Consider the following 14182-nt stretch of genomic DNA (forward strand, 5'->3'; position numbering starts at 1 on the left):
AATAATATGGCTATCAATACAAAATTTGAACAAAACATAGATTTGGACATAGCATTAGTGGCCATGTCCGGTCGGTTTCCTGGCGCAGACAACATTGATGATTTTTGGCATAATTTACAAAATGGAGTTGAGTCTGTTTCATTTTTATCCAATGATGATTTAGCAGATTTAAATGTTGAAGAGACTGTTTTAAATAACCCAAATTATGTTAAAGCAGCACCTGTACTAGAAAATATTGAGAGTTTTGATGCTAGATTCTTTGGTTTTAGCCCTAAAGAAGCTGAAATGATGGACCCCCAACACCGCCTTTTCATGGAGTGTGCCTGGGAAGCTCTTGAAAAGGCTGGATATGACCCAGAAGTTTATCAAGGATTGATTGGTGTTTATGCTGGTATAAGCACAAACTCTTATTTTTTACACAATATTTATCAAAATTATAATTTAACGAATTTAACAAATTTATATTCTCTTAATAAAGATTTTTTGACTACAAATATTTCATATAAATTAAATCTCAAAGGGCCAAGTATCGGTATTCAAACTTACTGCTCGACTTCATTAGTTGCTGTACATTTAGCCTGCAAAAGTCTACTGGATGAAGAGTGTGATATTGCTTTAGCAGGTGGGGTAACAGTCAAAGTACCACAAAAATCAGGCTATTTTTATCAAGAAGGCGGAATTTTTTCGCCTGATGGTCATTGTCGGGCTTTTGATGCTAAAGCACAAGGTACTATTTTTGGCAGTGGGGTGGGAATTGTAGTTTTAAAAAGATTAAAAGATGCGATCGCAGATAGAGACTACATTTATGCAGTTATTAAAGGTTCAGCAATCAACAATGACGGATCTTTAAAAGTTAGTTATACAGCACCTAGTGTAGATGGTCAAGCAGAAGTAGTTGTAGAGGCTCTAGCAAATGCTGGAATAGATGCTGATGATATCTCGTATATAGAAACTCATGGAACAGGAACAGCTACTGGAGACCCCGTAGAAATTGCTGCTCTAACCAAGGCTTTTCGTAACTTTACTAACAAAAATGGCTTCTGCTCTATCGGTTCAGTAAAACCAAATATCGGACATCTAGATACAGCCTCTGGTGTAGCAAGTCTCATCAAGGCTGTCTTGGCATTGAAATACAAACAAATACCTCCGAGCATAAATTTTGAAGTTCCAAATCCTCAGATTGATTTTGTTAACAGTCCCTTCTACGTCAATACTAAACTTACCGAATGGAAAACTAAAGACACTCCACGTCGGGCTGGAGTTAGTTCCTTGGGATTTGGTGGAACTAATGCCCATGTCATTCTGGAAGAAGCTCCTGAAATCAAACATTTTGAAGAATCTAGACCTTGGCAAGTGCTGTTATTATCAGCCAAAACTAGTTCGGCACTAGAAACTGCAACTACAAATCTGGTCGCATATTTAAAACAGCATTTGAATGTAAATCTAGCTAATGTGGCTCACACGCTACAAGTGGGTCGCAAGGCTTTTAACTATCGCCGAATGTTGGTATGTCGAGACATTACCGATGCAGTAACCACCTTGGAAATACAGGATCAAAAACGGGTTTTTACTGTACACCAAGAGTATAGAGAACAGCCCGTCATCTTCATGTTTTCGGGGCAAGGGGCGCAATATGTGGATATGGGACGAGAACTGTACGAGGTAGAACCGACATTTCGCAAACATGTAGATATCTGTGCCCAGATTCTCCAACCATTGCTCAATCTTGACATCCGCCAGATACTCTTCCCTAAAGAACAAGAAATTGAAATTGCTAGACAACAACTGCAACAAACAGCAATTACCCAACCAGCACTATTTATTATAGAGTACGCCCTTGCTCAGTTGTGGATGTCATGGGGAGTGCAACCGATAGCGATGATTGGTCACAGCATCGGGGAATATGTCGCAGCCACAATCTCCGGTGTGTTCTCCCTAGAAGATGCAATAGAAGTGGTGGCAATTAGAGGGCAACTGATGCAACAGTTGCCCAAAGGGAGTATGCTGGCAATTCCATTACCAGCAACAGATGTGCAATTTCTTTTAGATGCACAGCCATTAGTTGAACTTGCAGCGATTAACAGCCCATCTGCGTGCGTGGTTTCTGGTACTGTAGAAGCGATCGCCACATTTCAAAAGCAATTATCATCACAAGGAATTGAATGCCGCCTGTTGCAAACATCTCATGGGTTTCATTCTCTGATGATGGCACCAATATTGCAAGCATTCACTTCATTTGCGAACAAAGTCAAACTCAACCCGCCGCAGATTCGCTTCATATCCAATGTCACTGGTAGTTGGATTACAGACGAACAAGCCACAAGTCCTAACTACTGGAGTCAACATCTGCGGCAAACTGTGCAATTTTCTGCTGGCATATCGCAATTGTTAGAGCAATTTGAAGGTGTTTTCTTGGAGGTGGGGCCGGGACGGACGTTAAGTACATTAACAACCCAGCACAAACCTGATGCCAAACAACTTGTGCTGACTTGTTTGCGCCATGCTAAAGAACAACAATCCGATTTAAGCTTTTTGTTGCAGACATTAGGTCGGATGTGGTTGGCTGGTGTAGAAATAGATTGGTCAGGATTCTACACTCACGAAACACGTCATCGTCTGCCTTTGCCTACTTATCCCTTTGAACGTCAGCGTTATTGGATTGATGCTAAATCACCATCACCTTCTTTAAGTGGCAACTCTAAAACTTTAGATAAAAAACAAGACATTGCTGACTGGTTTTATATTCCCTCATGGAAACGTTCTTTTCTACCTCATCTAACCTCCCTATCTTGTGCAGAATCTTTTGATAAGCAATGGCTACTATTTGTTGATGAGTGTGGAGTAGGTGCCCAGTTAATTAATAGGCTGGAACAGCATGAGAAAAATGTCATTGTCGTAGAGAAGGGACAAGAATTTAGCAAATTGCGTGAGGGGGTATACACGATTAATCCGCAAAACCGTGATGACTATGATGTTTTATTTAAAGAACTGATTGTACTGGGTAGAATTCCCCAAAATATTGCTTATTTATGGAGCCTAAATACTTTTGAAACTCGTCAATTAAGTAAATATCTAGAATTTGAAAGTTTGTTATTTTTAACTCAAACCCTTGGTAAGCATAAAATTAGCAATCCCTTACAAATCTGGCTTATATCAAACCAAATCCAAGAAGTTAACGGTAACGAAACTCTCGATCCAGAGAAAGCAACGGTATTAGGGTTATGTAAGGTTATTCCTCAAGAATATCCTAATATTACTTGTAGGAGTATTGATTTTGTCTTAACGAACCGCAGAGGCGCTGAGAACGCAGAGAGAGAAGGAGGAGATTTCGATAGTCATATTGTAGACCAAATTATAAATGAGTTCACAGCTTTGTCGCCTGATTTGGTTGTTGCTTATCGCGATCGCTATCGTTGGATACAAACAATCGATCCAATACACATATCAGCAGTTGCAGACAAAACTATATTGAGAAAAGAAGGTGTTTACCTTTTTCCTGGTGGACTAGAAAGTTTTGCAGTTGTGCTGGCTGAGTATTTTGCAAAAGCTCTCCAAGCAAAACTTATATTCATTGAAGATTCTTCTTTCCCTGAAAAGGATAAATACTTAGAATGGCTTGAAACTCACAGTCAAAAAGATGAAATAAGCTTAAAAATTCAAAAAATACTAGCATTAGAAGAATTAGGTGCAGAAGTTTTGGTCATGCGTGCAGATCCAACTAACTATGAACAAATGTACCGAGTTTTAGCATCAGATAATATTGGTCAAATCCACGGAGTAATCTCTTCAATTGGAATAACACTCGAAAATATATTTTGCTCAATACCAGAAATTCAGAAAACAGAGTTAGAAAAAATCCTTGACACTCAACGTCATAAAATAACTATTTTAGAAAAAGTATTAGAAAATCAAAAGTTAGATTTTTGTATGATTTTTTCTTCTTTATCTTCCGTTTTAGGAGGATTCGGTTTAGCATTATATTCGGGAGTTAACCAACTAATAGATACTTTTACTCAAAAACATAACCAAACTAGCTATTTGCCTTGGAAAATCATCAATTGGGATAAATTGCAACTGAATGCAGCCCAAGAACAAAAAACATTCACACAGGCGTCTGGGGTAGAATTCGCCATCACCGAAACAGAAAGTATAGAAGTCTTTAAAAGGGTATTTTCTTTAGCAGAGGGAACTCAGGTTGTTGTTTCTACCTTAGATATTAAAACCAGGTGTGAATACGCTTCGCGTATGCTTCGCGATCGCACATTTAACCATGACTCGATAACAAACGCAAAATTCCCCAATCAATTAGACTCATCCTCGCGCTATTCTAGACCTAATCTCACTAATTCCTATGTTGCTCCGACTAACGAGTTAGAAAAACAAATAGTGGAAATCTGGCAAGGAGTTTTGGCAATTACAGAAATTGGTATTTATGACAACTTCTATGAATTGGGAGGAGACTCCCTCATCGCTACTCAATTAGTTTCTCGATTACGAGCAAAATTTCCTGTAGAGTTACCTTTACGCGACCTTTTACTGCAAGCTATGATACCAGCTAAACAAGCAGAAATTATCGAGCAACTTCTCTTCGAGAAAATCGAAGAATTATCAGAAGAAGAAGTAGCACTTCTTTTAGGTAATGATATCCCATAATCAACTTTAATAATTCTCTGCGACTCAGGGTTAAATTACATTTAGCATAATCGAATATTAAAAAACATAACTGTCAACTTAAAAAATATTAAATCACTATTAACAATGGATAAACAATACTCGAATTTATCACCTACAAAAAAAGCCCTACTAGAAAAATGGAAGAAGGGGAAATTTCAAGGTGATACAATTCCTAGACATCAAACCTACCACAATATTCCCTTATCTTTCTCCCAACAAAGATTGTGGTTTATTGACCAACTTTACCAAGGTAGTTCCTTCTACAACATTTCGAGTGCCTTTCATTTAAAGGGATTACTTAATATAACAGCACTCCAGCAAAGTCTTAATGAAATTCTCAAGCGTCATGAAGTCTGGCGCACAAATTTTACAACTGTCAACGGACAACCAGTGCAGGAGATTGCACCGGAATTAAATTGGGACTTACCAAGTATTAACCTTGAGCATTTATCTGGCAAAGATTGGGAACGAGAGGTTAAACAACTTGCAGTAATTGAGAGCAAAAAACCCTTCAATTTAGCTAAAGGGTCTTTAGTCAGAGCAACTTTACTGCGCTTAGGTGAGGAAGAACACATTTTTCTTTTGACGATGCACCACATTATTACGGATGGGTGGTCTGTTGGTGTGTTCTTACAAGAGTTGGCGACGCTGTATGCAGCTTTTTCTACAAATCAGCCGTCTCCTTTACCTGAACTTCCCATTCAGTATGCAGATTTTGCAGTTTGGCAGCGCGATCGCTTACAAGGTGAATTACTGGAAACCCAATTCAATTACTGGAAGCAAGTACTAAGCGGCGAATTACCTTTACTACAGTTGCCTACAGATCGTCCGCATCCTGCCGTTGCTACTTTTACTGGTGCCAAGCAATACTTCACGTTTTCTAAAACCTTAACAGATGCGCTTAATCAAATCAGTCGGCGCGAAGATGTGACTTTATTTATGACTTTGGTAGCAGGATTTAATACATTACTGTACTGCTATACAAATCAAAAAGACATCTTACTTGGTTCTCCAATTGCTAATCGCAACCGAACGGAATTAGAAGGGATGCTGGGTTTATTTGTCAATACCTTGGTGTTGCGTAATAACCTTAGTGGTAATCCTAGCTTCCGTGAATTCTTACATCGAGTCCGCGAGGTGACTCTTAATGCTTATGCACATCAAGATTTGCCTTTTGAGAAACTTGTAGAAGAATTGCAACCAGAGCGCGACTTAAGCCGGAATCCACTTTATGAAGTGATGTTTGTCCTGCAAAATACACCAATATCTGTACAGGAAGTTTCTGGTTTAACCTTGCATACCTTGCAGTTCGATAGCGGTACGGCTCAGTTGGATATTTTTGTATCGATGTCCGAATCGCAACAGGGTTTAACAGGGTTTTTGGAGTACAATACGGACATTTTTGATTCTGTAACAATTACCCGATTTATCAGTAATTTTCAAACTTTATTAGAAAGTATTGTTGCAAATCCAGAGCAGCGGATTTCAGAATTGTCACCATTAACTCCTAAAGAGCAAAAGCAACTATTGTTCGAGTGGAATCAAACTCACACAAATTATCCTCAAAATGCATCTCTACATCAATTATTTGAGCAACAAGTAAAGTTAGTACCTGATGAATTAGCATTAATTAGTCAATCAGAACAACTAACTTATGGGCAACTGAATCAGAGGGTTAATCAGCTAGCCCATTATTTACAAAAACAGGGCATAACCCAAGAAACTATTGTTGCCATTTGTCTAGAACGTTCTGTGGAAATGGTTGTGGGGATTCTGGCTATTCTCAAAGCTGGTGGTGCTTACATTCCCCTCGATCCAAGTTATCCAATGGAACGCCTTGGTTTCATGCTTTTTGATTCTCAAGCATCGCTGTTAATCAGTCAACAAAAGTTATTAGAAAAGCTACCAACATCTTTAGTCAAAACTGTTTACCTAGACATCCATAAAGACGAAATTATTCAAGAAAGCCAAGAAAACCCTATTAACACATCGAAAGCTGATAACTTAGCTTATATTATCTATACTTCTGGTTCTACTGGAAATCCTAAAGGTGTTCTTGGAACTCATCGCGGTACAGTCAATGGCTTACACTGGCTATGGAAAACTTATCCCTTCAACAAAGAGGAGGTTTGTTGCCAGAAAACAGCTATTAGTTTTGTAGATTCAGTATGGGAGATTTTTGCACCATTACTTCAAGGAATTCCGACTGCAATTATTCCCGATGAAATTGTCAAAGATCCACAATTGTTTATAGAAACTTTGACACATAACAAAGTTACGCGTATAGTACTAGTACCCTCACTACTGCGCTTACTTCTAGATAATTACAGTCATTTGATTAAAAATTTATCGCATCTAAAACTTTGGATAACCAGTGGTGAAGCACTATCTATTGATTTGGCTAAAACTTTCCGAACACTGATGCCATCTGCGAAATTAATCAACTTTTATGGTTCATCGGAAGTTTCTGCTAATGTCACTTACTACGACACCAGTTTATTGCCAGAAAAATTAACTAGCGTTCCGATTGGTCGCCCGATTGATAATAGTCAAGTTTATGTACTAGATAGTCATTTAAAACCAACTCCTGTCGGAGTTGTTGGTGAGCTTTATGTTGGTGGTGATGGATTAGCAAGGGGATATTTGCATCGTCTGGAATTAACTCAAGAACGTTTTATCGATAACCCTTTTATTCCAGAAAGCAAACTTTACAAAACTGGCGACTTGGTACGTTATCTTAACGATCGCAATCTTGAGTATTTAGGTCGCCATGATGACCAAATCAAAATCCGTGGCTTCCGAGTGGAACTGGGAGAAATTGCAACTGCGATCGCCCAACATCCAGATGTGCGAGAATGTGTTGTCATTGCCCACGATGATGCTCAAGGCTCAAAGCGTCTGATTGCATATATAGTGACTCCCCTGCAAGATATAGGGCAACAACTCTTGCCTCACTTACAACAGAAGCTGCCGAATTATATGATCCCGGCTGCTTTTGTTGTATTGGATGCAATACCCCTGACACCCAATGGCAAAGTGGACAAGTCATCGCTTCCAACCACTGAGCTTATCCGAGCCAACGCCACTCAATCTTTGGTTGCTCCCCGGAATTTTACAGAATTGGCTTTGGTGAAAATTTGGGAAAATCTCCTGAATAATCACCCAATTGGGGTGACAGATAACTTTTTTGACATCGGTGGTCACTCCTTTATAGCTGTTCGCTTAATGGCGCAAATTTACGACCGATTTGGACATAATCTTCCCCTATCTACTCTTTTTGAAAAACCGACAATTGAAAAACTAGCAACTATTATTAGTCAGCCGTCCCGTGAGAAATCGAACTCTCCTCTAGTCGCAATTCAGGCTTCCGGTTCCAGAACACCTTTCTTTTGCGTGCATGGCGCTGGCGGAGGAATTCGTCACTACTTCAACTTGTCTCGAAGATTAGGTGAAGACTATCCCTTTTATGGTTTAGAACATGTCCCTGGCGAAGAAGAACCCGAAATTCTTTCAGTGGAGGAGACAGCCGCTCGCTATCTCCAAGAAATTCGTCAGGTACAACCAAATGGCCCTTATTTTTTGGGTGGTCATTGTTACGGTGGTGTCATTGCTTTTGAAATGGCACAACAATTGCAAAGGCAAGGTCAAACTGTCGGTTTGTTAGTTGTGATCGATGCCATATTGCCAGAAATCACCATCAAAGCAGGAGAAGACGACGATGCCAAATTCTTGCTCCGCATGGCTGAATCGATAAAAACTAGTAATAATATAGATTTTTCTCTTCCTTTTGAGGAACTGCAAAATTTACCACTAGATGAGCAATTTCATTTGGTGAATAAAAAAGCAAATTTCATCTTTAACGACACAGAGATCCAGGATTTTCTCAGTTATTACAAACTTTTCAAAGTTCACGTCCAAGCCATGCGAGATTATGTCCCGCAGATTTATCCTCACTCCCTGACTCTCTTACGAGCTACTGAGAAAATTATTCATGATTTTGAAAGTCCAGAATTCCATACTGATGACCCTTTGCTAGGTTGGGGCAAATTTAGCAGCCAACCTATTCAGGTTCTTGAAGTTTCAGGAGATCATTTTTCGATGTTAGTCGAACCTCATATTCAGGCATTAACTAGACAGTTGAGAATTTGTATCGATCGTGCTCACTTTTGTATAGAAAACGCGAGTAAATAAGACTAATGAAACTACCACCAGGGCCGAAAACTCCCAGTTGGCTGCTGAATCAGCAATTCCAAGCTGACCCCTTTGGCTATATGGATGCCATTTGTCAACGTTATGGCGACACGATCGCTATAATGTCTGGTTCTACACCAACGGTACACGTCAGCAATCCCTTGGGAATAAAGCAGATTTTTACTAACACCAAAGAAATTACAGCTAGAGGTGTGTTGAACCGAAGTTTTGCCTTTATGACCGGGAACCAAGGAGTACTGCAACTCGATGGCTCACGTCACAAACATCGGCGGAAACTTTTAATGCCTGCCTTTCATGGTGTGCGGATGCAAGCTTGTGGGCGACGTATTTGCGAACTCACAAAAAAAATCATGAGTCAACAGGTGGTTGGTAAACGTTTTCTTGCTTACCCTATTATTGAAGATATCACCCTGCGGGTGGGTGTAGAGGTCGTCTTGGGCTTAGATGGGGGAGAGCACTATGAGAAAATTAACCATCTATTTACTACTGTAAACAAACAATCGCAATCTCGTCTTTTTAAACTTGCCACGAAATTACCCTTTGGGCAAAAAGATTTAGGTCGGTGGAGTCCGTGGGGATACCGTCTGCACCTGCGAGAGGAAATTTTCCAATTACTCTACGCTCAAGTCCAAGAACGTCGCCAAAAAGCAGATGCTTCAGGCAAGGATATCCTCTCGGATCTGATCTTTGCTCGTGATGAAACAGGTGAACTATTAAGCGATGAAGAGGTGCGCGATCTGCTACTATCGCCCATATTTGCAGCTCAGGATGCTTCAGCAACTGCGATCGCTTGGTCTTTATACTGGATTCACCGTTTACCTGTAGTTCGCGAGCGACTGCTTGAAGAACTTGATAGCCTTGGTGAAGATCCAGATCCCATGAGTATTGTAGCATTGCCCTACCTTAGTGCCGTTTGTAACGAGGCTTTGCGAATTTACCCAACCCAGTTATTTACATTTCCCCGATTGGTAGAGTCACCAATTGAGGTAATGGGCTATGAATTGAGTCCGGGTACAGTACTAATTGGTAATATTTATTTGACGCATCAGCGTGAAGATTTATATCCGCAACCAAAGCAATTTCAGCCAGAGCGTTTTCTCGAAAAACAATTTTCCCCCTATGAATTTCTGCCCTTTGGCGGCGGTGCGCGTAATTGTATTGGTGGGGCTTTTGCTTTGTTTGAAATGAAACTTGTACTGGCGACAATTCTTTCACGCTATCAATTAGCGCTAGTTGACAAGCGACCAGAAAAACCACAATTTGGGGGTCTGATTTGTTACCCAGCTAGTGGGGTGAAAATGTTCATGCATGGTCGTCGTCAGCATCAAGGACAGTCGCAGCCGTTGTTTGTTGGTTCAATTTAATAGCTATCGATAATTTAACAATTACTAATAAAAAATCCTGATGAAACTACCTGAAGGGCCAAAAGCTTCCCCCCAGTGGCTCAGTCGTCAATTTAAGACTAATCCCCTCGGCTTGATGGATGCTATGGGCGATCGCTATGGTGATATTTTCACTGTTATGTCTGGTTCTACACCAATAGTATATGTAAGCAATCCACAGGGGATAAAGCAGATTTTTACTAGTGCCAAAGAAATTACAGCTTCTGGTAAGTTGAACCAAGGTGGCGCTCTTTTGGTGGGCAACAATGGATTACTTATGCTTGATGGCTTGCGCCATAAACATCGGCGTCAATTATTGATGCCTCCCCTGCATGGAACTAGGGTACATGCATACGGACAGCGTATCTGTCAAGTTACAGATAAAGTCATGAACAATCTGGCAATCGGCAAACCTTTGTTCGCTTATCCAACTGTGCAAAAAATTACCCTTGAGGTGATATTACAAGCTTTATTTGGTTTGGATGAGGGAGAGCGTTACGAACAGTTTAGGCAACTCCTTTCTAATTTATTAAGTTTTGCCCGATCTCGCTGGATGAAATTATGCCTGTCCTATCCCTTTCTAAGACGGGATTTAGGTCGGTGGAGTCCGTGGGGATATTGGCTTGACCTACAACGGCAATTTGACAAGCTCCTCTACACTGAAATTGCAGAACGGCGATCGCAAGCAGACCCCTCGCGCACCGATGTCCTCTCTGAACTAATACTTGCTCGCGATGAAACAGGTGAAGCAATGACTGATAAGGATATACGGGATATCTTCCCATCATTGTTATTCGGTGGTCAAGATGCATCAGCCACTGCCATAACTTGGTCATTGTACTGGATTCACCGTTTACCTGCTGTTCGCGATCGATTACTTGAAGAACTTGATACTCTGGGCGAATCCCCAGATCCAATGAAGATTGTTGCACTACCCTACCTCAGTGCTGTCTGTAATGAAGCACTACGAATTTATCCGACTCAGGTAGTCACATTTCCTCGCCTAGTAGAATCGCCAATTCAGGTGATGGGCTACGAATTGAGTCCAGGGACAGTAGTCATAGGGTGTATTTATCTGACACATCAGCGTGAAGATTTATATCCACAGCCGAAGCAATTCCAGCCAGAGCGCTTTCTGGAGCGACAATACTCTCCCTATGAATTTTTACCATTTGGTGGCGGTGCTCGTCGCTGTCCGGGCGAGGTATTAGCGCTTTTTGAAATGAAGCTAGTTTTAGCAACAATTCTCTCTCACTACAAATTAGCGCTAGCAGATCCAGAAAAAGCAGAAAAACCCAAGGCTAGAGGTGTTAATTATCCTCCTGCTAGCGGCTTGAAAATGTTAATGCTCAATCGGCGTGCATCTCAAGAGCGATCGCCAGAGCTTGTTGCTGACTGTACTTAAATATGCAACTAACTTACAAATATGCAAACCCAACAAACCAATCAACTTCCCTTGACAGATTGTCGTTTTTGCTCGCTGGTTTCTAGAGCTAACGGAGAAGATCCAATTGGTACAGCAGGGACTTGCGACCATTGGTTAATTATGGAACTTCCACAACCTTGGTCGCAAAACATCTTTCAGGAACATCCGAGAATAAAGCCACTGTTGGGTCTATTCCAAGAGTTAGTGGTCAAACATGGGGTGAAACTGCGACCAATGTTAATTGCTCCTGACCGAGAGTACTCCCACGCTGGCTTCACCCGTGTACTTTACTACTATCGTCCTGCTAAGATGTTTTCTCAGTTTGAAAAGCAAGAGTTTGTTGTCCCAGAAGAAGAAACAACTGCTTTGGTAACGGCAATACTCCAGCAGCTGATGCAACAGCCTAACGATTTATCAAAGTTTCAGCAGTATCAACAACAAACTGATAACATCCGCGAACTCATGGTTTGCACCCATGCTCAAGTTGACCTTGCTTGTGGCAGATTTGGCACTCCTATGTATCGGCGATTACGCAAGGAATATGCTCCTGCTTCCAATGGAAAGCTAAGAGTATGGCAAACGACTCATTTTGGTGGTCATCAGTTTGCCCCCACTCTAGTTGATTTACCCCAAGGATGCTTATGGGGACATTTAGTACCAGAAGTGCTGAATTTACTAGTACTGCGGGATGGTTCAGTTTCTGACTTGCGTCAGTTCTACCGAGGATGGGCGGGTTTAACTAAGTTTGAGCAAATTGCTGAACGCGAAATTTGGATGCAGTTGGGTTGGACTTGGTTGGACTATTTGAAAACTGGTGAAGTGCTGGCAAAAGAAGAAGTTCATGAAGAGGATGATGCCAACTGGGCTGATGTACGCATTCATTTCACCCTTCCAGATGGCAGTATATCAGGTGCTTATGAAGCCAGAATTGAAGTCAATGGTGAGGTCATGAGTACATTGAACTCAGGGAAAGAAATGGAGTTAGAAGCGGTAAAGCAATATCACGTTAGCCGTTTGGTCAAGATTAATTAAATAACAACAATTTGAAACCTTTAAAATGACTGCACAAAAACAATCTCAACTTACAAATGAGATCCTTCAAGGCAATCTCATTAAACTGATGTTCAAGTTATCAGCTCCCGGTATTTTCGGAATGCTAGTACTAGGCTTGAACACTTTTACTGATGTCTTATTTGCCGGGCAATTTATTGGTGAAACCGCTGTTGCAGGGATATCGCTAGCACTACCGCTTACAAATATATTAATTGGATTTGCTCTATTAGTTGGGGTAGGCTCTGCTTCTGTTCTCAGTCGAGCTATTGGTTCTGGAGATATCAAAACCCAGTCCAAAATCTTTGGCAATTTAATCGTAATGAGTGTTATTATCTGTTTGTTTGTGACAATTATTAGCTACACTTCTGGTGAAGAATTCATTAGATTCATGGGAGGAAGTGGTGAAGTTGCCTCTGCGGGGTCAAGATATTTTAAGACTTATATGCTTGGTTCAGGATTTTTTATTCTAGCGGTAGCTTCTAGTCAGATTATAAAATCAGAAGGCAGAATCAGGCTAGCCAGCATCTTTGCAGGCATTTTTGTGAGCGTTAATATTATTTTAGATATTATATTTCTCAGTGTCTTTCACTGGGGTATTCAGGGATTAGCCCTTGCCAGTGTTGTTGCAATGGTTATTTATAGTATTGTAAATTTAACTTATTTTCTTTTTGGTAAAAGTTCTATCCCAGTCGATCCTAAAAAGTTTGTTCTGGCAATAGATTTACTGCCTGCTATTTTATCAGTGGGAATACCAGCGCTACTTACTCAAGTTATGGGTTTAGTTCAAAGTTTCGTGGTTTTGAAATCAATTTCTCATTACGGAACACATAATGATATAGCCTTCTACGGAGCAACCCTGAGATTAACTTCATTGGCATACATTCCTTTAAATGGGTTTACGCAAGCCTTGCAACCTGTGATTGGTATAAATTATGGAGCTATAAATTATGACAGGCTCAAAAAAGCTTATTTAACTTTTGCTATTGGTGGAACTACGTTGTTAACATTACTTTGGATACCTCTACAATTATCCCCAAAAATATTTCTAAGTTGGCTGTTACCAGACGTTACTTTTAATGACAATGATTTTCTGAATTTTCGTATTCTTAGCTTAATAATACTAATCATGCCCTTTATTAGTTTTGGAGCAACCCTATTTCAATCTATAGGGAAAGGTAAAATAGTCACAATTATAATTCTTTTAAATAGTATATTTATATTTATTCCTCTAGTACTAACTTTATCAAAAATCAGTGGTGTTACAGGTATATACTGTGGAATTATGATAACAAATATTGTAGTTCTTTTAATTGCACTAACCTTGACATTTATAGAACTTAAGCATTTAACTAAAATCCGAAGAAAAGAATACCCATCATAAATTATGGATCTGTATTACATGGAAATTCTATCCGTTCCCATGTATTACTCGGTA

6 protein-coding genes are annotated in these 14182 nt (G+C 40.1%); all 6 read left to right on the forward strand.

The window, feature by feature from the left end:
- Window positions 1-6: 6 nt before the first annotated feature.
- The 6 genes from V7L01_RS10110 (at window position 7) to V7L01_RS10135 (ending at window position 14128) form a co-directional block, all read left to right on the forward strand.
- The gene (locus V7L01_RS10110) at window positions 7-4653 is read left to right on the forward strand and encodes a type I polyketide synthase (RefSeq protein WP_335034311.1); all 4647 of its coding nucleotides are present in this window, start codon (window positions 7-9) and stop codon (window positions 4651-4653) included.
- Window positions 4654-4758: 105 nt separating this feature from the next.
- Window positions 4759-8865, forward strand: a complete 4107-nt coding sequence (locus tag V7L01_RS10115) for a non-ribosomal peptide synthetase (RefSeq protein ID WP_335034313.1) — start codon at window positions 4759-4761, stop codon at window positions 8863-8865.
- 5 nt (window positions 8866-8870) lie between these two features.
- A complete protein-coding gene (locus tag V7L01_RS10120; protein WP_335034315.1) occupies window positions 8871-10250 on the forward strand; it encodes a cytochrome P450 in 1380 nt (459 codons plus the stop codon).
- 40 nt (window positions 10251-10290) lie between these two features.
- Window positions 10291-11673, forward strand: a complete 1383-nt coding sequence (locus tag V7L01_RS10125) for a cytochrome P450 (protein WP_335034317.1) — start codon at window positions 10291-10293, stop codon at window positions 11671-11673.
- Between the two features lie 21 nt (window positions 11674-11694).
- Entirely contained in the window at window positions 11695-12726 is a 1032-nt protein-coding gene (locus V7L01_RS10130) for a sucrase ferredoxin (RefSeq protein WP_335034319.1), read from the forward strand.
- Window positions 12727-12751: 25 nt separating this feature from the next.
- Window positions 12752-14128 carry an MATE family efflux transporter gene (locus tag V7L01_RS10135; RefSeq protein ID WP_335034320.1) on the forward strand — a complete coding sequence of 459 codons (1377 nt, stop codon included), beginning with the start codon at window positions 12752-12754 and terminating at the stop codon, window positions 14126-14128.
- Window positions 14129-14182 lie beyond the last annotated feature (54 nt).

This window comes from Nostoc sp., from assembly GCF_036917095.1.
In the GTDB taxonomy this organism is placed as follows: domain Bacteria; phylum Cyanobacteriota; class Cyanobacteriia; order Cyanobacteriales; family Nostocaceae; genus Nostoc.

Excerpts from the sequence above, each read along its gene's own strand:
- V7L01_RS10130 (WP_335034319.1), top strand. The coding sequence starts at position 11,695 with ATGCAAACCCAACAAACCAATCAACTTCCCTTGACAGATTGTCGTTTT.
- V7L01_RS10125 (WP_335034317.1), top strand. The coding sequence starts at position 10,291 with ATGAAACTACCTGAAGGGCCAAAAGCTTCCCCCCAGTGGCTCAGTCGT.
- V7L01_RS10135 (WP_335034320.1), top strand. The coding sequence starts at position 12,752 with ATGACTGCACAAAAACAATCTCAACTTACAAATGAGATCCTTCAAGGC.
- V7L01_RS10110 (WP_335034311.1), top strand. The coding sequence starts at position 7 with ATGGCTATCAATACAAAATTTGAACAAAACATAGATTTGGACATAGCA.
- V7L01_RS10120 (WP_335034315.1), top strand. The coding sequence starts at position 8,871 with ATGAAACTACCACCAGGGCCGAAAACTCCCAGTTGGCTGCTGAATCAG.
- V7L01_RS10115 (WP_335034313.1), top strand. The coding sequence starts at position 4,759 with ATGGATAAACAATACTCGAATTTATCACCTACAAAAAAAGCCCTACTA.